Source organism: Mesotoga sp. UBA5557, from assembly GCF_002425715.1.
Taxonomy (GTDB): domain Bacteria; phylum Thermotogota; class Thermotogae; order Petrotogales; family Kosmotogaceae; genus Mesotoga.
The window spans coordinates 25,645-47,974 of record NZ_DIMV01000059.1; the positions used below are offsets into that span (position 1 = coordinate 25,645).

17 protein-coding genes are annotated in these 22,330 nt (G+C 46.6%); 7 read left to right on the plus strand and 10 right to left on the minus strand.

Features of this window, described 5'->3' with window-relative positions:
• The first annotated feature begins 200 nt into the window (after positions 1–200).
• Positions 201–935 (plus strand): cytochrome c biogenesis CcdA family protein, encoded by a 735-nt coding sequence (locus B3157_RS07820; RefSeq protein ID WP_214060969.1) that lies wholly within the window; start codon positions 201–203, stop codon positions 933–935.
• 4 nt (positions 936–939) lie between these two features.
• On the plus strand, positions 940–1,614 hold the full coding sequence (locus B3157_RS07825) for a thioredoxin family protein (RefSeq protein WP_214060970.1): 675 nt from the start codon (positions 940–942) through the stop codon (positions 1,612–1,614).
• Here the strand turns inward: B3157_RS07825 and B3157_RS07830 are convergent.
• The 10 genes from B3157_RS07830 to B3157_RS07875 form a co-directional block, all read right to left on the minus strand.
• Complete coding sequence (locus B3157_RS07830; RefSeq protein ID WP_214060884.1) at positions 1,598–2,155, minus strand: macro domain-containing protein; 558 nt, start codon at positions 2,153–2,155, stop codon at positions 1,598–1,600. The two genes, B3157_RS07825 and B3157_RS07830, sit on opposite strands and share 17 nt — an antisense overlap.
• On the minus strand, positions 2,152–3,465 hold the full coding sequence (locus B3157_RS07835; RefSeq protein ID WP_292589965.1) for a replication-associated recombination protein A: 1,314 nt from the start codon (positions 3,463–3,465) through the stop codon (positions 2,152–2,154). Before B3157_RS07835 ends, B3157_RS07830 begins: the two co-directional genes overlap by 4 nt.
• Positions 3,431–4,372 carry an NAD-dependent epimerase/dehydratase family protein gene (locus tag B3157_RS07840; RefSeq protein WP_292589967.1) on the minus strand — a complete coding sequence of 314 codons (942 nt, stop codon included), beginning with the start codon at positions 4,370–4,372 and terminating at the stop codon, positions 3,431–3,433. Before B3157_RS07840 ends, B3157_RS07835 begins: the two co-directional genes overlap by 35 nt.
• Before the next feature lie 9 nt (positions 4,373–4,381).
• The gene (locus B3157_RS07845; RefSeq protein WP_214060885.1) at positions 4,382–4,999 is read right to left on the minus strand and encodes a uracil-DNA glycosylase; all 618 of its coding nucleotides are present in this window, start codon (positions 4,997–4,999) and stop codon (positions 4,382–4,384) included.
• A gap of 11 nt (positions 5,000–5,010) precedes the next feature.
• Positions 5,011–9,363: a YjgP/YjgQ family permease gene (locus B3157_RS07850; RefSeq protein ID WP_292589970.1), complete on the minus strand. Its 4,353-nt coding sequence runs from the start codon at positions 9,361–9,363 to the stop codon at positions 5,011–5,013.
• 6 nt (positions 9,364–9,369) lie between these two features.
• Positions 9,370–10,071, minus strand: coding sequence for a phosphate signaling complex PhoU family protein (locus tag B3157_RS07855; protein ID WP_292589971.1), 702 nt, complete (start codon positions 10,069–10,071; stop codon positions 9,370–9,372).
• Positions 10,061–10,879, minus strand: coding sequence for an NAD(+)/NADH kinase (locus tag B3157_RS07860; protein WP_243392422.1), 819 nt, complete (start codon positions 10,877–10,879; stop codon positions 10,061–10,063). Before B3157_RS07860 ends, B3157_RS07855 begins: the two co-directional genes overlap by 11 nt.
• A 143-nt stretch (positions 10,880–11,022) precedes the next feature.
• The gene (gene ruvB / locus B3157_RS07865) at positions 11,023–12,072 is read right to left on the minus strand and encodes a Holliday junction branch migration DNA helicase RuvB (protein ID WP_292589973.1); all 1,050 of its coding nucleotides are present in this window, start codon (positions 12,070–12,072) and stop codon (positions 11,023–11,025) included.
• Between the two features lie 8 nt (positions 12,073–12,080).
• Complete coding sequence (gene asnS, locus B3157_RS07870) at positions 12,081–13,379, minus strand: asparagine--tRNA ligase (protein ID WP_292589975.1); 1,299 nt, start codon at positions 13,377–13,379, stop codon at positions 12,081–12,083.
• Between the two features lie 88 nt (positions 13,380–13,467).
• Positions 13,468–15,201 carry an S-layer homology domain-containing protein gene (locus tag B3157_RS07875; protein ID WP_292589982.1) on the minus strand — a complete coding sequence of 578 codons (1,734 nt, stop codon included), beginning with the start codon at positions 15,199–15,201 and terminating at the stop codon, positions 13,468–13,470.
• 78 nt (positions 15,202–15,279) lie between these two features.
• Between B3157_RS07875 and aspS the strand changes: the two genes are divergently transcribed.
• Genes aspS through plsY form a run of 5 tightly spaced genes read left to right on the plus strand, consistent with a single transcriptional unit; the run spans position 15,280 to position 22,222 of the window.
• Positions 15,280–17,079 carry an aspartate--tRNA ligase gene (aspS, locus tag B3157_RS07880; protein ID WP_214078669.1) on the plus strand — a complete coding sequence of 600 codons (1,800 nt, stop codon included), beginning with the start codon at positions 15,280–15,282 and terminating at the stop codon, positions 17,077–17,079.
• Positions 17,080–17,081: 2 nt separating this feature from the next.
• Positions 17,082–18,605, plus strand: coding sequence for a (d)CMP kinase (gene cmk, locus B3157_RS07885; protein ID WP_292589978.1), 1,524 nt, complete (start codon positions 17,082–17,084; stop codon positions 18,603–18,605).
• Positions 18,577–20,292, plus strand: a complete 1,716-nt coding sequence (locus B3157_RS07890) for a S1 RNA-binding domain-containing protein (protein ID WP_292589979.1) — start codon at positions 18,577–18,579, stop codon at positions 20,290–20,292. The genes cmk and B3157_RS07890 overlap by 29 nt, the downstream gene beginning before the upstream one ends.
• On the plus strand, positions 20,292–21,617 hold the full coding sequence (der, locus tag B3157_RS07895) for a ribosome biogenesis GTPase Der (RefSeq protein WP_292589981.1): 1,326 nt from the start codon (positions 20,292–20,294) through the stop codon (positions 21,615–21,617). The genes B3157_RS07890 and der overlap by 1 nt, the downstream gene beginning before the upstream one ends.
• The gene (plsY, locus tag B3157_RS07900) at positions 21,614–22,222 is read left to right on the plus strand and encodes a glycerol-3-phosphate 1-O-acyltransferase PlsY (protein ID WP_214078665.1); all 609 of its coding nucleotides are present in this window, start codon (positions 21,614–21,616) and stop codon (positions 22,220–22,222) included. Before der ends, plsY begins: the two co-directional genes overlap by 4 nt.
• The last annotated feature ends 108 nt before the right edge of the window (positions 22,223–22,330 follow it).

Sequence of the window (22,330 nt, forward strand, 5' to 3'; positions counted from 1 at the left end):
ATGTTCCTCGGCGCCTTGCGTCAACAGACTGGTTTCTAAATTCCTGTCTTCTCGTGAGCGAAGCGAACGTCTCAACAATGCACTTTCTCGGTTGCTCTTATCGGCGGATGGTGGATGCCGCCCTTATGCTACACTTCTTCACAAAGAGTTCATTTGCATGGAAAACGAGAATAGTTTATAATATACCCGGGAGGGGTAATATGAATGAATTGACTTCTGTAGCAACCGGAACAATCGGCCTTTCACCATTGATTAGTCCCATTGTAACAACCAGTGTGACATACGGCAGCGCCTTCTTAGGGGGATTGCTTTCTTTTTTCTCTCCATGTATTCTTCCGCTTATTCCAGTCTTCTTTGGAGTTCTTATGGGTGGAGCAAATGATGCAAAGGCGCGCTTCATAAGGGGAGCTTTTTTTACACTGGGTATGTCTATCTTCTTCTTCATTCTTGGTATCGGCGCAACAGGTCTTGGTACGTTCATAAGGCAGAATGAAGTCCTGATGAATGTTATTTCTGGAAGCCTCTTCATTCTCTTTGGCTTCCTCTATCTCTTCGAGATAGGAATTAGGGGAGTAAACCTTAACGTTTGGAAGTTCGGAGGATCTGCTGTTAGTGGCTTTGTGCTCGGAGCCGTTCTCGGTCTGGTGTGGGTACCTTGTGCGGGACCGATTCTTGGTTCGATTCTTGTCTTGGCTGCAAACCAGTCTGCGATAGCGGAGGGTGGTATGATGCTTCTGGTCTACTCATTAGGTCTGAGTATCCCATTCCTTACCCTCAGTGGAGTTGTAGCGAAGCTTACCTCCAAGCTCTCGTTTGGTGGCGAGAGTAAGTGGAGAATGGTTATTAGGATATCGGTCTTCGTAGTACTATTTGCTGCCGGACTTATTACGATGACGGGCAATCTGAATTTATTACAGTTCGTAACGGGAGGTTGATTTTATGAGAAAGATGCTGATTGTGATTGTTCTGATTCTACCTGTGATGATCTTGTCTTATGTCGGAATGCTAAATGATTTTGACAAGACACTGCGACTGGCAGAGATCCAGGAGAAGGAAGCTATAGTAATGTTCTCGGATAACAACTGTGTGTATTGCGTGAGATTTATTAAGGAGACGCTTGCTGATGAGACTGTTGAGGAACTGCTTCGAGCAGGCTTCATTTTCTCTCAGATCTACAAGAGTAATCCCGGAAAGGCTTCTTACATAGTTGGAGAAGAAGTCAGGGAGATGACCTATGGTGATCTATACGCCCATTTCCAAATACGGGGAACGCCTACTTTCTGGTTCTTCACAAGTGATGGTGGGTTATTGACTCAGCTGCCCGGCTATGTGCCTGCAAACGATTTCGTACCGATACTTCGTTATATTGGCAGCAAATCGTACGAAGGGATGACCTTCAATGATTATCGAAGTAAGCCGTCAGATTACTTTGGAACGCCCAAGATAGTTAGGGTTAACGAAGAAGACTACAACTATGTGCTTGAAAACGACCCTATCGCTTCAGAGTATGCCGGTCAGGATGTTGACGTTTTCACTGTATGGCTGACGAAGAATGAGGAAACCGCTGAAAGTCTTCTCAAAAAAGGAGTTTATAGAGTTATCCTTCTGAACTGAAGTAGTCTAGAGCGATATTGAGGAACTCGTCGTAGGCCTTCTTGTCCATCAAGCACATCTTTATCAGTTTCAACGATGATGACTTGTTTGATAGATGATCTACAACCGCTTTCAGAAACTGATCTGCACAAATAGATATCGGAACTCCGAATATGCCCGTGGAGACTGCCGGAGTGGCGAGCGTAATAGCTCCCATTTCGGCAGCCTTGTTAAGAACATTAGTGAACGAATTGTAGAGTTTGTTTTCCAAGTCAAGTTCTCCATACTGTGGACCAAAGACGTGTATAATATTCTTTGCTAGCAGGGTGCCGGCTCCGGTTACGGCTACTTCGGAGATCCCTAAAGGTCCATTCTGCCTAACATATGCGTCACTTTCAAGCTGAATCTCCTTTCCGCCTGCTCTCACCAAAGCTCCTGCCACTCCACCTCCGTGCCTCATGTAGCCGTTGGCTGCATTGACAATAACGTCAACTTCCTGTTGGGTTATGTCGGAGATTTCGAGCTGAATGATCCTTTCATCCTCTAGAATGAAGCTTTTCATTTTTCCTCCGGGTAGAGCTTCATACCCTTCCATAGTGACCTAAGTCTCTCAAGAACGTATCGTTCCTTTCCGTTAGTTCCGGGAACATAGAAGACTTCCTCCTTTATGGATTCTGGGAGATAATACTCACGTGAAAACCCTCCAGTTGTGTGTGGATAGTTGTATCCCTTACCATATCCCAGTTCTTTCATCATCTTCGTCACGGCATTGCGCAGCTTAAGAGGTACGTCCAGATTAGGTGTAGCCTTGACCATCTCCCTTGCCTTCATCATGGCGCTGCAGGTTCTATTGCTCTTGGTCGCGACTGCGAGATAGATTGCGGCCTCGGAGAGATTCAGAACGCACTCAGGGAGTCCTACATTGCTGACGGCCTGAAAGGTGGCATTGGCAATAACGAGCGCCATGGGATCGGAGAGGCCGATATCTTCCGAAGAAAAGATTACCATTCTCCTGGCAATAAACTTCGGGTCTTCACCTCCCTCGAGCATTCGCAGCATATAGTACAGAGCTGCGTCTGGATCGCTTCCTCTCATGCTCTTAATGAAAGCGGAGATCAGGTCGTAATGTTCCTCGCCCTTCTTGGTATACCTTCCCGAAGGAAGTACAGAAAGCTCGTTCATAACCTGAAGATCAAGAGAAGTTCTGTCAAGAGCCGCAGCGCTCTCCACAAGAGTATCGAGAAGGTTCAAAGCAATCCGGGCATCTCCACCGCTGCTCTGAGAAATCACTTCGATTACTTCATCGCAGACGGTCACTCCCGAACTCTTGAGAACCCTGTCCTTCTCAAGGGCCTTCTTCAGAAGATTGTCAATATCGTTTTCGTTGAGACCCTTGAGAATTACGAGACGACAGCGGGAGAGAAGGGCAGGATTGACTTCGAAACTAGGATTCTCCGTCGTCGCCCCGATCAGTATTATCAAACCCTTTTCCGTAACAGGAAGAAATACGTCCTGCTGGCTCTTGTTCAATCTGTGGATCTCATCCACGAAGAGCACAAGTTGCTGACCTACTTTCTTCAGTCTCTCGGCGTGCTCAAAGTGCTTCTTGAGATCAGCCGTTCCTTGGAGACTCGCGCTAAAGAACTCGAAGTGATATCGGTTTCCCAGCTTTGATCTGATGATTTCTCCGATAGTTGTCTTTCCGGTTCCAGGTGGGCCGTAAAGTATCATTGAAAAGAGTTTGCCGCTCTCGACGGCACCTCGAATTATTCCCTTCTTTCCTGTAAGATGTTCCTGTCCTACTACATCGTCGAACTCTCGCGGTCGTAATCTCTCACTAAGAGGAGACCAGTTCATTTCTGAAATACTCAATTGTACTCTCAAGCCCCTTTTCAAGCTTCACTTCAGGCTCCCATCCTAGTAGGTATTTAGCCTTATTCACATCTAGAATCGATTTCTTCAGGTCGCCCGGTCGCGGTTCTTTGTGAATGGCTTCTCTTGCATAGCCAGTGATTCTCTTCATTTGTGTGAATAGCTCGTTGACTGAGGTTCCCTTTCCGGTTCCTATGTTCATTATGCAATCTTCACTTTTTTCGAGTGCCAGAAGATTCGCCTTTGCAACATCAGAGACGAAAACGTAGTCCCTTACACATTGTCCGTCACCGAAAATGACGACCTCCTGATTTCGGAGCATTCTCTCGGAGAAAATCGCGACGACTCCAGCTTCTCCGTATGGGTCCTGCCTGGGCCCATAAACATTCGCGTATCTCAGAACCACATACTTCATGCCAAGCTCATTGGAGAAGAACCTCAGATAGTTCTCGGTTGAGAACTTCGCAATGCCATATGGAGAAAGCGGTTTCGGAAGCTCTTCCTCATCTGTAGGTATCTTCTTGACCTCATCACCATAGATCGCTCCTCCCGTCGATGAGAAGACGACTTTCTTAACTCCGTATTTTGCAGCGATCTTCAGAAGTCGCAGGGTTCCTATTATGTTGATCATCGCGTCTTCTTCGGGTTCTCTTACCGATCTAGAAACGCTTATTTGGGCTGCAAGATGGAAGAGAGCGACAGGTCTGTGAAGCATGAAGACCTTTTCCATCATCTCTTGATCTCTGATGTCTTGCTCATAGAACAGTGCTCTTGGATCCAGGTTCTCAATCTTCCCACTCGAAAGATTGTCAACAACGATTGGAATCTTACCGGCGGCTATAAGCTCATCCACAACATGTGAACCTATGAATCCCGCTCCTCCTGTCACCAAATAGTTTTCGGCCATGCTTTCCTCCTATATGTCAATTTCCTCTCCAGCCAGTAGTTGATCGTACATCTTTCTGACTTTCTGGATATCCTCCCAAGTAAGACTCTTTGGTGAACCTGGGGCTCTTGATGCGTTTCTAAGCAGATAACTTGGATGGAACATGACGAATACTTTTATACCTCCAATCCAATCGAAGAGCTGCCCCCTCACCTTCGTTATCTGGAGTCCATCTCTTTCAACGAAATACGAAAGTGCAGTGGCACCCAGAGCAACAATCAGTTTAGGTTTTATTATAGCCAGTTGTGAGAGGAGATATGGGGAGCACGCTCTCTGTTCTTCTGCAGACGGAACTCTATTCTTTGGGGGTCTGCACTTAACGATATTTGTGATGAAGACGTCCTGCCTTGAAAGCCTCACTGAGTCCAGTATTTTAGTGAGAAGCTCTCCTGCCTTGCCCACGAATGGTCTACCCGAAGCATCTTCATCGGCACCTGGCCCTTCACCGACAAATACAACGGGTGTCTCGATTGAGCCTTCACCGGGTACTGTGTTTGTCCTCGAAGAGCTAAGCGGGCAAAGAGAGCAATCACTTATACTTGAATTGAGCTCCAGAAGCAATTCCTTTCTTTTGACGTAATCGGTCAACAATTCTCACCTCAGAATCTGAACCTGAAGTATGGAGCACCCTTGTGAAGTCCAATCACAAGATACCTATCCTTCAGTTCCTTTATATAGAATTTTAGTGCTATTGTCTCAAGGGCGTCCTGGAACGTGTTGATCTCGCTCCCGAAGCCCAACCTCAATACAAGCTCCAGAGCCATACAGTGGAGATCGAAGTACATCGGCGAAATCTTCGTTATCGATTCATCCCAGAGTGAGACATCTCCTGCATAGGTTCCAATCTCTACGAAGCTTCTCTTACCGCTTCCGTCTATTCCCAGAGAGAGCCTGTTGAGAACTCCTGGAGCATCAGAGAGCGCGCCCATAGGGAAGAAAAGCTCGTTGATGTGCATAGTGAAGTAGTAATCCTCTGCTTTACGGAGCTCCATCGAGAGTCCAAACTCCTCGAATTTGGCCGTTCCTCCCCCCAGGATAGTCTTGTTGTCGAGTTTGACATTGGAGACTCCAAACGAGTATGCTGAATACCCTGTTTCAGACGCTGTAGAGGTCGCGATAAAATACTCGCTGACCGAGAGAGTTGAAATAGTCAGCCTTGTTGACTGCCATATCAGGAATCTAGCCTGAGACTCTGATTTAGTGAAATACTTTTCGGGATACTTGTACTTTGAATCGAACTTCGTGAAATCCGTCGTGAAGTCCAGTGAAGCGGCCCTCCAGGAGACTTCTCCCACCGAGAGGTCATTCACCTCAAACTTCAATCTGTCGTACATCTTTCTTGAGCCTGAGAGATAAGGATATCTGAACTTCACTCCAAATGAGGCGAAATCTTTGATCTTGATAGAGGAACCAAAGACCAGATCCTTCAGCATTCTTTCATCTTCAGCAACATTGGGCGAGGCATCGAACGTCCAGTCGAGAGTGAATTCAAGTTTTGTTTCGGTAGCGATTTCGAGGGTCAATTTCTCCTTGTTGACGAAGTCGTCAAACATGTCTTCACTCTGCCAGAATACTTTGCTCTCGGTCTTATGTGAGAAGACCTTCGAATCGAAAGTGAAGGAGTAGGCAGTCTCTGAGGCTTTGGAAGTAACGGGCATGAAAATTGTTTCTGTCTTCTGACCGAACTTCAGACCCCAGAACTCAACTTCTCCTTCGGTCTTAAGAAGGCCCTTTCCCAGCCAATTCATTTCGGTAGGACTGGCCACCAGTTCTTCATAGTCCAATTCAAGAACATAATCGGCCTTGAGGACCTCCGTCTCAATTCCAGTCAGCAGCTTTCCCGGGTGGTCGAGGCGCCATTCCTCTTTCAGGAAGTCATAGGTTAGCACTGGATTGTACTGCACACTGACGTAGTACCAGTCAAATGGTCTATAGGTAAGCTCGTTCTTGAGCGTTACAGGTATCTCGTTCTTAGTGAGTTTCCATCCTTCATCTGAATCATAGTAGAATCCAACTTCATACGCAGGCTCCAGGACCACTCCAACCGAAAGCGGTCCCCATTCACCTTTGTACAGTTCAATGTCTTTGTAGACACGTAACTTCTTCCCTTCAAACTTGAAAGAGCCGTCGTATCGCGATTCAAAATAGAACTTCAGTTCAAGAGAGATGAAGCCATCATATACAATGTCAAAGGGATCTATCCAGAACAATCTATCCTTATTCTTTTCATGCATAGAATTGTAGTCCAAGGCGTATCTTCCGTTGATTTTCAATTTGCCGTCTTCTGATGCAAAGGTCAGATAGTTGCGGCCGATACCCTTGTTATCTGCGGGCATAGTAATGTTAAGCTCAGTAGTAGAAGCGTCGAAAGTGCTCTTCACATCGCCGCCGATCTTTAGATTCCCAGCAACGAAGAGATACTTATTTACCTCTAACACGAAATCTTCCATATTGGAGGGAATGAAAAGTTCTGTAAGGGTAGCGGCGTTTGATGCTAGTTTAAAATTCAGTGACTGAACGGACAAATCTGCGCCGAACAGCGCCCCCTCAGTCTTGACTGCGGAAGCGTTGGCTCTCAGAGAATACAGGATATTCTTGCTTATGTATCGCTGGCCGAAAAGACCGCTGATTCTAAACTCCGAGGTACTCAGCTTAACGAAACCAGCATCGATACTCTCATCCGAAGGAATCGTTAGATTCTGAAGGTTGACCATCCAGAGATTCTTATCGTCATATCTTGCGAAAGCTCCGATAACATCTAGCTTCAACTCCCAATCCTCGGGGGAGAGTATTTGAACATATGCGAGCTGCATTTCGGTCGCGCCCATCGTTTCTTTCACGGCGAAAGGATCAAGCTGAGTTACTTTGTTCTTGACAATGCTCTCTCCCAAGTTAATGCCTGTGAAGGGGGTCTGAAGTTCCTTTAACGGTGGCCCGCTAAGGTATAGAGCGCCTCCCTGCATTCTTATTTGATCAAAAGAAGGTTTTAGCAAGACATAAGCGCCGTAGCTTGTCTCTTTCTGCTGGCCGAATTGACCAAACAACTCTATGTCACCTAGAGGTGTATAGAGTACAGACTTTGCTGTGAAGGCGTCTTCGGTAGACATCCAATCTCTGTACCACGTTCCTTGAAGAAGAAGCCAGTCGACTTCCAGGTAACGAACGGTTATCCGTGTCTGGGCATCCGCAATTCCACTAAGATCGACATCGAAGGGACGTCTGTCCGGGTCGTCTAGCGGGAAGTAGTAGTACGGCAGATAGAATACCGGGATATTGCCGATGTACAGCAGCATGTTCTGCACCGACATCCCCTTTCCAGGCGTCACAACTGCCGATGAGACCCTGAATCTGTAATGGGGGTGAGATTTATCGCAAGTGGTTATGTAGCCGTCCGTTATGTTCAGGGTAGGTGATGCTTCCATGGTCGATTGAACATAATCGCCGTAAACATAGAACGGGACTTTCGAAGCTGTCTTGGATGTATCGCCTCTGGACGCAGGCACTTCAATCTCAGAGCGCGAGAACACCTGCATACTTTCGACTCTCTCGTTCGTTAGATCAAGAATCAATCTATCTGAGACTATAGTTGTCTCGTCACTTACCATCTTCACGTTACCCCAGAATGAAATCGATTCCGGTGTGGAGTCGATATTCAGTATAGAGGCATTCGACGCATCTATAGTTGCCGTCATAGTCTCACTGAAGTACTCTACTCTCACACCGTCTCCAATGAGTATCTCTCTGCCGTCTTTCGTTCCAGCGATCGTTCCCCCCACGATCCTCACATTTGATCCTTCGAGTAAGCCTGGAACAAGCAGGATAATAACAATGGCGGAACCCTTCAGGATTCTCGTGAAGAATTCCGAAAGCCGGTAACTGGCTTTCGTATCTATGAGCGAGTAGATTACGACGCCAAGGATAGAAAAGACGATATTCGGAATCCACGGGGCAAGAGAGGGGTTAATCAGATTCTCCTTCCCCATACCGCTAAGCCATGCACCCGATCCTTGATATATGACAACGAGCAAGAAGGTCAGAATAACCGACCAAGACTTCGATTGAAGATTGAACATAAGCGAAACCGGAACACCGAGCAAGACAATAACGAGAGGAGCGATCGACATCGAATACTTTTCCTGCAGAGCGACTTCGAGCGAAGAAGTATTTATGCCGGTGTTCTTGAACGCTTTTATGTCTTCTCTCAGCTCGGCACTAGTTTTCTCCTTCGGAGATTTGAAGCTCGCCAGGTATCGTTCAATGTCGTCATCAATTTCAAATTCTGCAGTACCGAAATGCATCTCAACTCCCAGAAAGCCTGACGCATCTGTCTGGTAAATCTTGGCATCGCTCAATATCCACTTATTTGGAACAATGACGGCACTCTCAGCAGTCGTCAACGTAACCTGACCTCTGTAGACCTCATAAATTGAGACATTCTTAAGCTCTTTTGTTTTCTGATCTATTCTTCTTACGTATATCATTCTCCCCTGACCGTCCTGCATGAAAACATTTTCTCTCAGCGTGACTTCAGGTTGTCTGTAAACAAATCTTGCCATTGCCTCACTTGCCTTTGTAGAGGCCGTGGGGACAAGATAGTCGTTAAGCAGATAAGCAAAGCCGCTGAAAAGAACCCCAATAAGCAGGAAGGGAATTACGAGCCGTTTGAGAGATATTCCGTGCGTCTGCAGGGCAATCAGTTCGTTGTCCGATCTCATTCTCGAGAGTACCCAGAAGATAGCCAGGAGTATTCCCACCGGTATTCCAAGAACAATGAACTCGGGAAGATTGTAATAAATGAGCAAGAAGAGCTTGTCCATGCCCACCTTGTATCTTATTATCATGTCAGACAAGTAGTAGAGTAACTCTAAGCTCACGAAAATTATGAACCCTACCAGACCAATGAAAATCGAACCTAATGCTTGAGCTCCTATGTACTTTATAAGAGTCTTCAAGAAGAATCACCCCTTGTTGTTCTGGGCATTGAAATCAATGGGTTGGAAACTGTCATTAACACATCTATAGTATTTGCCGGTTTCAATATACACTGCTGCTTCCATAAGTTCAGTCGAAAGATCGGCTATCTCTTCCAGAGCTCCGAAAACCATCATTAAGTCTAGTGCTCTGCTGATTATTGATGGCGATTCTTCACAGCCGCGAACGAGGTCGGTCTTCACCTCTTCCTGAATTCGATCGACGAAATCGTCATTCTTACACAATCTTACAGCCTCAGAAAGAGAGGGGTCAACCAAATTGTCTATTGCGCCTTTTGTCATTACGGAGACCGATTCGAACATCGTCTTCAGTTTTTCATGATAGCCTATCGGTGGACGCTTTGAAAGTGACAATCCCCTCTCACATATAAACACACACTTGTCGCCTATCCTTTCAAGAGCGTTGACGATATTCATCGAGAGAGTCAAGAGTCTTAATTCTTTTCCTGTTGGCGTCAGTATTCCGGTTAGGCCGATTATCATTGCTTGTAGTTCCACCTGATGATAATCTATCACAGAGTCGGAATAAACCACATCTCTTGCCTGGTGTTCATTTCTCTCTAGAACTGCAACAGATGTCTTGTTAAATATGCTCTGGACATATCGCGCCATTCTGAGAATCTCAATTCTCAAGTTTCCTATTCTTTCGAGACCAACTTTAGATATCATCTTTCAGTCGACCTCCAAAGGCCAGCTTCTTCTTGAGAAGAGCAACAAAATCGAAGCTTCCTTCTCTGAGGAGAGACACTATCTTTTCTGAAAGACCGACGTTGATCTTGTCTCCCGTCCTGATATTCGAAACAAATGTTCCGTCAACGTAGACCTCAATAGGATAGCCCTTGTCTTGCCTCACTTCCATTAGAACTCTTCTCGAAGCGGCGAGAACGACCGATCCGACGAAGGGGTTATGAGGACATATGGGAGTAACCTGAAAGCAACCGGCATCTGGATCTACCAGAGCACCCCCGGCGGCCATCGAGTATGCTGTTGAACCAGTGTTTGTCGCGAAGACAATACCGTCACCAACAACGGGATAACTGCTCTGCCCACACACATTCACACTGAAAGAAACGGTCCTGCTTGGTGAAGAACGTTCTACAACGCAGTCGTTAAGAGCATATCTGATAGAGTCTCCGATTTCTATCTCCATTACATGTCTTGTGACGCTCTCAAGTTTTCCGAGGAGAAGTAGATCAAGCGCAGTGTGGAGCATACTGAGTTCAAAGGCTGCGAGAAAGCCTACACTACCAACTCTGAAGCTCATTATCGGCAGATCGTTCATTACTGCCAGAGGCACTGCCTTGAGAACAGTCCCGTCGCCACCGAAGGTAAGAATTACTTCTGTTCTTGCCGGTAAGCACGAAGTACCATCCTCACAAAACGAAGTAGCGATTCCGTGAGATTCAATTTCCCTTGAAAGCCAGTTCAGTGTTTCAGAGGAGATTCTCGTTCTGTTATAGAACACCGCTGCCTTCACAACTCTCACCCCACAACAAAGAAAAACGACTACCAGATTCGCAAAACGACTACAAAGAATACATTGAATTGGAAAACTGTGATCAGCCCGAAGAGAAATCTAAAACTGCACAACAGATTGAGCGATCAAGCCCGAATGTCATATTAGTCTTCATCCTCTTCTCTCTGATCAATGTAGTTCCAAAGAGGTGAATTACGTGATTCAAATGGGAGTCCCAAATGGCGATAAGCCTTTTCCGTAACCATTCTTCCTCGGTTTGTCCTTACCAGGAAGCCGTTCTGCAGCAAGAACGGCTCGTAGACTTCGCTGATTGTCTCCGGTTCTATCCCGATTGATGCCGCGATTGCCTTGACGCCCGCAGGCCCACCATTATAACTCTCAATCAAGACAGATAAGAGGCGCTTGTCCATCGAATCTAGTCCCTCCTCGTCAATAGAAAGGAGCGTCATTGCCGACTGAACAGTATCAACTGTAATCTCCTTTCCCCCTTCAACTGTGGAGATATCCCTGACTCTTCTCAGGAGCCTGTTTGCAATTCTAGGCGTTCCACGCGACCTTCGGGCAAGAAGGATTGCCGCGTCTTCTCTTATCGATGTTCCGAGAAGCGCTGCCGATCTAATAATGATCTGTTTCAGATCCTTATCGGGATAGAACTCCATCTCTAGAATCATTCCAAATCTGTTTCTCAAAGGCGCACCTATGAAACCACTGCGCGTCGTAGCTCCGACAAGGGTGAACGGGTTTAGATCAAGACGAATCGATCGGGCACTGGGACCCTTGCCGATCATAATATCTAGCTGGAAATCCTCCATAGCAGAGTAAAGAATCTCTTCAACGGTTCTATTCAGCCGGTGAATCTCGTCTATGAAAAGAACATCGTCCCGCTCCAGCCCGGTCAAGATAGCGGCCAAATCGCCCTGTTTCTCAATAACCGGTCCAGATGTGACATAGATCTCCGAGCCCAGCTCGTTCGCAATGATATGTGCGAGGGTGGTCTTGCCCAAACCCGGAGGGCCTGCAAGCAGAACATGGTCAAGGGCCTCTTGACGTACCTTGGCTGCTTCAATTGCTATGCTAAGTCTTCGCCTGATTTTCGATTGGCCGATATACTCCCCGAGGTTTTTCGGCCTGAGGCTCTTTATTGAACTATCCTCTTGGACCTTGCCTGGAGTAAGAAAACGTTCTTCTTCCATAGTGCCTCCTACGGATGAATTCTGTAAAGGGTTCTGGCAAAGGGTATCGCTTCTCTGATGTGCTCAAGTCCTGCTATCCAGGCAACGATACGCTCTATACCCATCCCAAAACCGCTGTGAGGGACCGTTCCATAATCGCGCAAATCAAGATACCAGTCATAAGAAGAAACGTCTAGACCATACTCGTTAATCCTCTCAATAAGCAAGTCTCGGTCATATATTCTCTCAGAGGCCCCAATTATCTCTCCATAGCCCTCAGGAGCGAGCATGTCATCGCAGAGTACTACTTCAGGTCTCTCCGGATCAGGCTGCATATAGAATGCTTTCATCATTCTCGGATAACGCTCCACAACGACCGGCCTGTCGAATTCATTTGCAATCGCCGTTTCTTCATCTCCGCCAATGTCGTCTCCCCAATTTATCTCGAATCCCTTCTTTTGTAGAAGTCTCACTGCTTCATCATAAGTTATTCTTGGGAATGGAGTCTCGATCTTCTCCAGTTTCGATGTATCTCTGCCAATTGATTTAAGATCTTCTCCGGCGCGTTCCAGAGTGCTCTTCACTACATAAGTAACTAGCTCTTCCTGCAGCTTAATATTGTCATCGTGACCATAATAGGCGACTTCGGCTTCGTTCATCCAGAACTCGATGAGATGCCTGCGTGTCTTGGATTTCTCTGCTCTGAATGTCGGTCCAAGATTGTAAACTTTTCCTAGAGCCATGGCTGCTGCTTCAAGATAAAGTTGCCCCGTCTGAGCGAGGTAAGCCTTCCCGTAATCGAAGTAGTCTATCTCGAATGTATTGCCTGCGCTCTCGCCAATCGAGCCGGTGAAGATAGGTGTGTCGATGAGGATGAAGCCGCGGTCATTGTAAAACTCTCTGACTGCTCTAATAATCTCGTGGCGGATCCTCAGGACATGAGTCTGCCGCTGCGTTCTTAGCCAAAGATGCCTGTTGTCCATCAGAAAATCGATTGAATGATCCGGTTTGTTTATCGGGAAGTCTTTCTCGGGGATCTGAACAATCTGGAGATCCTCCACGAAAAGTTCGACTCCGCCTGGAGCTCTTTCTTCTGCCTTCACAAGTCCCGAAACAATCACGCTTGACTCCATCTTAAGTGAAGCCGCTACCTGGAATACGCTTTCTGGGACGCTTGACTTCTCGACGATGCCCTGAATGAAGCCTGAGCCGTCCCTCAAGAAAAGGAACTGAATCTTCCCGCTCGATCTCCTTCTTCTAAGCCAGCCCCTTATCTGTACGTGTTCGTTTATATGTTTACTAAGTGAAGAAATCTCTGCGACTTTCATCAAGCACCTCCAGCAACAACTCGTCAGCTTCAATTATAGCAAAAACCCGGGGCTAAACCCCGGGTCAATCATTACGATAGCTCTTCTGCTATATTGTGCCTGAGTCAATAAGAACCCAGATGGATATTCCAAGAGCTGCCAGAGAACTCACAGTAGAAAGAATCAACCAGGGAGAAGTCTTCTTCTGAAGAGCCTCTACATCCTGCTTTGTGGCTGCATCAATCGTTGCGCTGTTGATTTCGGCTACTCTCTCAGAGAGGTTTACGATTACTGGCTGAGTCTCCAGATCGCTTATTTTCACATATCTCTCGAGGTTCACCACGGTTGTATTCAGTCTTGATTCCAATGAGTCTGTTCTGGTCTTGAGAGCCTTGATTTCGCTCTCATTCTTTCCAAGCTGAGTATTGATAGTATCCATGCTGAGAGAAATCTTTGACAGGTTTGCATCTACCGAGACGTTCAGCATATCCATTGCTTCATTCATCCTTGCCTCTAGTTCAGCAACACTCGCCTGACTTGCAGCGAAGTTCTTGGACTGTTGATCGGTAAGGGCGTTGAACTTCGTATTCAGTGCATTCAAGTCGCTTCTCAGAGAGGATACTGTGCTGACAGAAGACTTCAGTCCAGCCAGTTCATTCTCGTGAATAGTGACGATTTCATTTATCGCGTTTATGCTTCTCTGAAGATTGCCGATATCGCCTTTGATGATTCCGGTTTCCGAAGTGAAGTCCTTCCTCAAAGTCTCGATATCCTTGGTAAGCAATTCGTTCGAATTCTTTACCTTGGCAAGCTCGTCAACACCTGCGTAGAGATTCAAATTCGCCTTTAGGTCGGTCTTCGTCACATAGTTCTGCAAATCACCGATCTTCGCGTAGTCAGAGGAAATCGCATTGATTCTCGCAGAAAGCTCATCGAGTTTGCTTACAGCATCGGCGGGAAGCCTCACATTTGCGATCTGATTCTCAAGCGAAGAAATCTTGTTCTGAAGATCTCTAACGGTCGCCACATTTGCAGTCACTGTCGCCATTGATTCTTTTAGAGATGCGATCTCAATAGCGTTTGCAGAAGCTCTGTTTGTAATCGTACTGAGCTTCGCATCGTAGTCGCTTAGTGAAGACGAGAGAGATCGAACAGCAGAGTCTAGAGTGGATATAGATCTTTCGTTTGAAGAAAGCGAACTCTGGATTGTGCTGATGTTTCCGCTAAGAGTATCAACTCTTCTCACAGCATCGTTGACTCTCGATTCCATGACGGCAAGATTTGACATGGAGTTCTGAACGTTTTGAACGTCAACGGCCAGAGTATCGAGCTTCTTCGTAGTCAGAGAAAGGTCCTCGACGAACTTCATGATCTGCTGCCTCAAGGATTCAACAGTGCTCTGAGATACGCTCCCATTGGTGGAGATTCCAAGAGAACTGATTCTGTTCTCCAAAGCAGTGATCCGTAACTGAAGATCCATGGTATCGATTAGCCTTCCGCTAGAATCGGTAAGGGCAAGCTCGAGAGCTTCAAGACGGGACATGATAGTTCCATCGACAGTTCCTGACTGCTGAACAGTGCCATGCTTTGCGAAATTCAGCTCAACATAATCGAGTGTCTTCTTCAGCATTACCGCTGTCTGATATCTTGTGAGTGGATCGTTTCCATTGAAGTAAGTCCTGCCATCGGCTTGAACAATACCTGTCAGAATGCCTAGGTCAGAAAGTCTCATCACTGCATCGTATGCCCAGTGATTTGAACTGACGTCTACATAATTGACGGCAGCGAAAGCTGAAGTAAATGCCAGACCGAAAATAAGCAGTGAGGCAAGTAAAAGTTTCATTTTCAATTTCTACACCTCCCCGAAGGAAATATTCTAAATGATTCTACCACAAATCGAGATTCCATCCTAGAAAGTGGCATGGTAATATTAACTCTGTGGGAGGTGTTGGTGTTGAAGAAAAGGACGCACACCTGTGGCGAATTGACGGCATCCGACACGGGAAAAGGAGTAACACTCAACGGCTGGGTCGATCGTATCAGGGACCTTGGGGGTATCAAGTTCGTTCAAGTTAGGGACAGGTATGGCTTGACGCAAGTTGTTTTCGATCCTCAGAATGTTAACCTCTATAGCCAGGCCTTAAAGCTGGGAAACGAGTTCTGCATTACGGTAACTGGATCTGTGAGAAAGAGGCCTGAGGATGCTGTAAATAAGAAGCTCCCCACAGGAGAAATCGAAATCCTTGCCTCCGAATTGGAACTCCTTTCAGATGCAGAAGTACCGCCTATTTATATAAACATAGACGAAGAGTCCTCAGAAGAGATGCATCTCAGGTATAGATATCTCGATCTAAGACGCCCGAAGATGCAGCGCAATGTATTGACCAGGCATCGTTTTGTGCAGGCGGCAAGGGAGTATCTAAACAGAAATGGATTTGTGGATGTGGAGACTCCTATTCTCGGGAAATCTACGCCTGAGGGGGCCAGGGACTTTCTCGTACCCTCGCGGTTGAAACCCGGGAAGTTCTACGCTTTGCCCCAGTCTCCTCAAATCTTCAAGCAGTTGCTGATGGTTTCTGGTTTCGACAGGTACTACCAGATCGCAAAGTGCTTCAGAGACGAAGACTTTCGGGCCGACAGGCAACCTGAGTTCACGCAGATAGACGTTGAGATGTCTTTTGCAGATGAAGAGGATGTCTTCTCTATTGCCGAGGGTTTGATGAAGCATGCATTTGCAGAGGCTGTCTCGGCAGATATTCCGACTCCATTCCGGAGATTCACCTATCAAGAGGTTGTCGACCTTTATGGCAGCGATAAGCCAGACACCAGATATGGGATGGAGATAAGAGACATCACGGAGGTTTTTGCTGGAACTGAGTTCAGAGTCATAAATGAAGCGATAAATAGAGACGAACGTGTAAAGGGATTGCTTGTCAAAAGTAAGGCAGACCATTTCTCGAGGAAGAAACTGGACGAGTATACCGCCTTGGCAAGAGATAGTTCCCTGGGGGGTCTGATGTGGGCAAAGGTAGAGGGTGACGGTTTGAAATCCTCTATTCTGAAGCATTGTCCCGATGAACTCGAGAAAATGATTTCCTTCTTCAAAGCGGAAAGAGGAGATCTAGTGCTCTTCTCAATTGGCGAGACTGTTGCACTTTCCAAAGCTCTTGGACAGATAAGAGGAAAGGTAATTAAGGAAGAGGAGTTTTCGGTAGAGGGGTTTGACTTCCTCTGGGTTACTGATTTTCCGATGTTCTCCTACAACTCGGAGGAAGGACGGATTGAGGCCGAACACCACCCCTTCACTATGCCTGATTTAGAAGACCTCGAAAAGTACGCCGAAACCGATCCGCTAAGAGTTAGATCCAAGGCTTATGATCTGGTTCTCAACGGATACGAAGTTGCAAGCGGATCGGTCAGAATACACAGGAGAGATATACAGAGCAGAGTATTCGATCTTATTGGGCTTTCGCGTGAAGAGGCGGAGGAGAAGTTCGGCTACTTGCTAGATGCCTTCAAGTACGGTCCGCCTCCGCATGCGGGAATCGCACCTGGACTAGACAGAATAGTTGCTATAATCGTCGGAGCTCAATCTATAAGAGAGGTTATTGCCTTTCCGAAGGTAGCTAGCGGTGCCGATTTAATGACATCTGCTCCATCCGAGGTTTCCCGCAAGCAACTGGATCTTCTGAAGCTCCAAGTAAGGGACGCGGGGGACTAGATTTGAGGATTGCGATCGACGGTCCCGCCGGATCAGGAAAATCGACTGTAGCTAGACTTGTAGCATCAAGACTGAATTTCACTTACATAGACACCGGTGCGATGTACAGAGCGCTTGCCCTCAAGGCAAGAGAGGCCGGTGTATGTTTCTCCGATCTCGCATCGATGACGGAGTTGATGAGTCATACATATTTTTCGCTCTCTGATTCGGGCATAACGTTAGACGGCACTCCGGTCGGCGATGAAATAAGAACGAGAGAGGTATCTCTTCTATCTTCGGACATTGCCAGGTACTCGTATGTCAGGGACTTCCTTACGGAGCAACAAAGAAGTCTTTCAAGACAAGGCAACGTAGTCATGGAAGGCCGTGACATAGGAACAGTGGTTATTCCCGAAGCGGAGTTGAAGATTTTTCTTACTGCCTCGGTGATCGAGAGGGCAAGGAGAAGGCTGGAACAACTCAGATCGAGTGGAATTGCCGCTGATTTAGAGGAGATACTAGCCGAAATCGAAAGCAGAGACCACAACGACTCAACTAGATCAGTTGCGCCGCTAAAGCCTGCTGCGGATGCCGTTACGTTAGATACGACGAAGATGGGTATCGAGGAAGTGGTTTCTACCATAGTGACCCTTGCGGAGAAGAGGCAGAAAGTGCACCTAGCGAAATCTGTAGGGTTTTGTTACGGAGTCGACAGGGCAGTCAGAGAAACGATTAAGCTTCTAAAATCAGGAAAAAAAGTTTTCGCGACGGGAGAGATCGTTCACAATGAGAAGGTGATGAACGATCTCAGGGAGCTGGGTCTTGAAGTAATCGAAGACAGACTGTTGAAAGAAAAACATGATGGTGTTGCAGTAATAAGGGCTCATGGAGTAGATCCGGCTTCGGAGGAGAAATTACGACACGTTTTCGATGAAGTAATAGACCTTACTTGTCCTATAGTGTACAATGTATTTAGCCTGGCGGTCGATCTCGAGCAGCAAGGCAACTTTGTTGTGGTGTATGGCAAGAAGAACCACCCGGAAGTTACGGCTCTTTCGGGTAGGCTCGACAAGTATCTCATTGTGGAACCGGGAGATGACTATAACGAAGTATTGAAAGAGTTTGAAGGCCTTGAACGTGTTGCGATCGTTTCGCAGACTACGATGAGCAACAGCGATTTCAAGGAGTTCGCGGAGTTTGTTAAGGAAAAGCTTCGGGGTCGTGTAACCGTTCATAACACTATTTGCAAGGTCACAATCCAGAGAGAATCGGAGGCAGAACGACTTGCAGGCGTAGTTGATACGGTTATTGTGATAGGTGGAAAGAACAGTTCAAATACAAAGAAGCTTGTAAGAATAGTAGAGAGACTCGGTAAAAAGGCGCTTCATGCAACAGATCTATCGGATCTTCCTCAAGGTGATATGGGGAAGGTTGCCCTGATTAGCGGTACATCAACTCCGTATGAACAAATCCAGAAGATACTGGATTACATAGACAAAATGAGGGAGGTAACCAACAATGGAAGAGAAAATGAAACAGCAAGATGAAAACCTGAGCATGGAGGAAATATTTGAACAGATGGATGTTTCCTCGGCAAGGAAAGGAAATAGAAAGGATGCAGAGGTTTTCTCCGTCCAGCCTGATGGACTGATGGTGATTATGGACGGGAAGCTCGATGGGTTCGTTCCTGCGGATCAATTAGTGAATGATCTAGAAGAGTACAACGTTGGAGATAAGATAGAAGTCATGGTCATCAAGACGAACGAAGAGGAAGGAAGAAGCACTGTTTCTGAAAAGAGAGTCCATGCCAGGCAAGCAGTCAGCAAAGTTGAGAAGGCTTACAGAGAAGGCAAAGCCATTGACGGGAAGATAGTTTCGGAGACGAACGCCGGGTACAATGTGCGGCTTTTGAAGACGGTACCCGCATTTCTTCCAGGCTCAGAGTCGGGAATCCGAAAGGGAGATCCGGCTCCAGAAGGAACAATGAAGTTCAAGGTCATAAGATTTAAGAGACAACGAAATGGAATAAACGTAGTGGTTTCGCTAAAAGCATTTCAGGAAGAAGCAATCAATGCCTACTTCAAGACAATCGAAGTCGGCCAGGAACTGGAAGGCAAAGTCGAGTCAATAAAGAATTTCGGCGCCTTCGTGAAGCTAAACGACAATGTAACTGCGCTTATTCCGGCATCTGAAATGAGCTGGGATCCTAGTGTGAGGATAAGCGATCTGCTGAAGCCCGGTGAGACGGTCAGGACAAAGGTAATTGGAATCGATGAAAAAGAGAAGAAGATATCTCTCTCGCTAAAGCAGATGACGGAAGATCCTTGGTCGACCTTGAAGGAAAAATACGAAGTCGATTCTACGGTCGTTGGAACGGTAAAAAACATTACCCCGTTCGGTTTCTTCGTATCGCTTGAGCCCGGAGTGGAAGGATTAGTACACATTTCAGAAGTATTCTGGGGAAACATCAAGAAGGATCTCAAGAGTGTTGTAGAAGTTGGAGACGAGGTCAAAGTGAACATCAAGGAGATAAACGAAGAAAAGCGGACCCTTTCACTCTCTTACAGGGAAGCCCTGGGCGACCCGTGGGAAAACATCGGCGACAAGTACAAAGAGGGAGACGTTCTAAAGGCTAAGACTGCAAAGGTATTGCCTACCGGTGTAATTCTTGAGCTTGAAGAGTACGTATCTGGATTTGTTCCGGTATCTGAGGTCTCGTGGAACTTCGTCGATAGAATCGAGGATGTTGTTAAAGAAGGAGAAGAAATAGAGGTAAAGATACTTTCTATAGATACGGTTAACAGGAGAATGAGGCTGAGCATAAAACAGGCAACTCCCGATCCCTGGGAAAAGGTTTCTGAAGAGCTTTCTGTAGGAGATCAAGTTAGTGGGACCGTGACAAGACTCACGAAGTCTGGAGCAATAATCATGGTCGACTCATACGGTGTTGAGGCCTTCTTGCCCGTTTCGCAGGTATCTCTTGAGCGGACAGAGAATATCGAGGACTCGGTTGAAGTCGGTAAGCATGATCAGTTCAAGATAATCCGTTTGGTTTACGACCCGGATAACGACACTCGAAACATGGTTGTGTCGATAAGGCAGCTCATAAAAGATAAAGAAGCGGCCGAGACCGAGAAAGTTCTCAAGGATTTCAACGATAATGGAACCGTCAGTTCCAACAGCCTTGGAGAAATGATTAAGAATCAGCTTGAGGAAGAAGGAGAAAGCCTCTAGTGGCCACCGTCCTGATAATCGGACGACCAAATGTTGGAAAGTCGACTCTATTCAATAGACTTGTTGGTGGTAGGAGAGCTATAGTTGATGACATTCCGGGGGTTACCCGTGACTTCACGGTAGGGAGAGTTAACTGGCAACAGAGAACCTTTCAGCTTGTAGACACATGTGGACTATTTGAGAATCCAGAAAACATTGTTGAAGAAAAGATGAAAGAGGTCACCCTTGAGCTTCTGAATGAGGGCGACCTCATTCTTTTTGTTGTCGATGGAAGAAGCGGGCTTACAAGTGCCGATATCGAACTCGCAGATTACTTGAGAAAGCAGAGACTTGAAGTGATCTTCGTTGCCAACAAGGTTGAGAACCCCGATAACTTTTATTCAAGTATGGGAAACGAGATCTTTTCACTTGGTTTTGGAGATCCCATAAAGGTATCCTCGGCCCACGGTCTTAACATCGATTTGCTTTTCGACGAGATCTTCGATCGATTGACGTCGCTGGGACACTCGATAGAAGTGGAAAGTGGCAAAGAAAGCGATCTGAAAATAGCAATTGTCGGTAAGCCAAACGCGGGAAAGTCCTCTATCTTCAACTGGATAGTCGGCAGTCCAAGAAGCCTTGTAACTGAAGTCTCTGGGACAACTCGAGATACAGTCGACGAGACTGTTGTTGTAGACGGTATACCAATGACCTTCATTGACACTGCAGGAATCAGGAAGAAGTCTAAGGTGAAGGTAATGAATGTTGAATACTACAGCGTAATGAGAGCAATTGACGCTCTGGAGAGATCAGATATCATAATTATGGTAATTGACTCGACGGACGGAGTTGGCAATCAAGACCAGCGTATCGCTGGACTTGCTGAAAAGAACGGTAAGGCGACCATTGCCGTCTTCAGCAAATCGGACCTCGCTGATGAAAGACGCAGGAAGGCATTGCTGCGAACCTTCAAACAGGACCTGTACTTCATAGACTATAGTCCCGTTCTCTTCACCTCAACTGAGACCGGCGAAGGTATGGACGATCTTATCGACAACATTAGTCTTGTAAGTAAGAAGATAGACCTAAGAATTCCGACCGGCCTTCTTAACACTCTCATTCAGAGATACTCGGAGGGAACGCCGGCACCCGGCAAGGGTAAGAAGCGAGGCAAGATATATTACGGTTCTCAGATCTCCAGCAGGCCGCCGATAATAATGCTGAATGTAAACGACCCTACGCTCTTTACCGAGCCTTATCTTAGAGGGATTCGAAACACGATTCGGCTTAATTTCGATCCATACGAAGGAACTCCAATCTTCTTGAAACTCAGGAGGAAGAGATGAGGTACGTAGTATTTGCTCTTGTTGGATATATTATGGGTTCCATCCCCTTCAGTTTCATAGTACCGCTTGTTAAGGGCGTGAATATTACCAGGGTGGGCAGTGGAAACGTAGGTGGAACAAACGTTCTTAGAAGCATGGGGGGCTATGCCGGTGCCATTGCCATGATTCTGGATGGGGTGAAGGCCTTCATTCCCGTGATAATCGCTAGAGCTGTCTTTGGAGTCTCATTGCCCGAGGGTATGATGATCGGTTTCTTTGCAGCAGTGGGCCACAGCTATTCGGTTTTCCTAAGATTCAGAGGTGGCAAAGCCGTCGCCTGCACAGTGGGGACGCTTTCAGGGACATTACCGTGGTATGTTGCGGTCTTCTTTGGGATATGGATACCGATCGTTCTGCTCACTAAATACGTTTCCCTTGGTTCAGTTCTTGCTCTGGCAATTTTATCTAGCATCCTCTTCCTGACTGAAGGCTACGCCGTAGGTCTTTGGATGCTCGCCTTCTTCGGGCTGTCTCTGTTCAGACACCGGAAGAATGTCGCCGCTCTTCTCAGAGGCGAAGAGAGAAAAACGGATTTGATAGAAGCATTCAAGAGAAAACGCAATTAAATGAAAAACCGATAGACCTCTTCAAAAGTAGGAAGTGATGCCTTTCCGTGCATAGCGATCTGGTGAGGCCGGCATTGCGTCCCGCCGAAGGCGGCACTGTGTCTTACT

Coding starts and splice junctions, on each gene's coding strand:
- ruvB (WP_292589973.1), bottom strand. CDS start 12,072: ATGGAAGAAGAACGTTTTCTTACTCCAGGCAAGGTCCAAGAGGATAGT.
- B3157_RS07825 (WP_214060970.1), top strand. CDS start 940: ATGAGAAAGATGCTGATTGTGATTGTTCTGATTCTACCTGTGATGATC.
- plsY (WP_214078665.1), top strand. CDS start 21,614: ATGAGGTACGTAGTATTTGCTCTTGTTGGATATATTATGGGTTCCATC.
- B3157_RS07855 (WP_292589971.1), bottom strand. CDS start 10,071: ATGATATCTAAAGTTGGTCTCGAAAGAATAGGAAACTTGAGAATTGAG.
- asnS (WP_292589975.1), bottom strand. CDS start 13,379: ATGAAAGTCGCAGAGATTTCTTCACTTAGTAAACATATAAACGAACAC.
- aspS (WP_214078669.1), top strand. CDS start 15,280: ATGGTAATATTAACTCTGTGGGAGGTGTTGGTGTTGAAGAAAAGGACG.
- B3157_RS07830 (WP_214060884.1), bottom strand. CDS start 2,155: ATGAAAAGCTTCATTCTAGAGGATGAAAGGATCATTCAGCTCGAAATC.
- B3157_RS07875 (WP_292589982.1), bottom strand. CDS start 15,201: ATGAAACTTTTACTTGCCTCACTGCTTATTTTCGGTCTGGCATTTACT.
- B3157_RS07890 (WP_292589979.1), top strand. CDS start 18,577: ATGGAAGAGAAAATGAAACAGCAAGATGAAAACCTGAGCATGGAGGAA.
- B3157_RS07840 (WP_292589967.1), bottom strand. CDS start 4,372: ATGGCCGAAAACTATTTGGTGACAGGAGGAGCGGGATTCATAGGTTCA.
- B3157_RS07820 (WP_214060969.1), top strand. CDS start 201: ATGAATGAATTGACTTCTGTAGCAACCGGAACAATCGGCCTTTCACCA.